1 protein-coding gene is annotated in these 261 nt (G+C 67.0%); it reads left to right on the forward strand.

Annotated elements, in window-relative coordinates; translation table 11 throughout:
* Positions 1–261 (forward strand): response regulator (locus ACRHNM_RS17145; protein ID WP_431137850.1); only part of this gene is annotated, 261 nt, incomplete at both ends.

Genomic DNA, 261 nt, shown 5'->3' on the forward strand with positions numbered 1-261 from the left:
GTCGAAGATGAACTGAAGACGGCGGATTACCTGCGCAAGGGCCTGGGTGAGCAGGGCTGCGCGGTGGATGTCGCGCATAACGGCATCGACGGCCAACACCTGGCGCTGGAGCATGATTACGACGTGATCGTGCTGGACGCGATGCTGCCGGGCAGGGATGGCTTCGCGGTGCTGCGGTCGCTGCGCAGCGTGCGCCAGACGCCGGTCATCATGCTGACCGCCCGCGACGGCGTCGAGGACCGTATCCGCGGCCTGCACGAC

It is taken from the genome of Psychroserpens mesophilus, assembly GCF_050617655.1.
In the GTDB taxonomy this organism is placed as follows: Bacteria; Bacteroidota; Bacteroidia; order Flavobacteriales; family Flavobacteriaceae; genus Psychroserpens; species Psychroserpens mesophilus_A.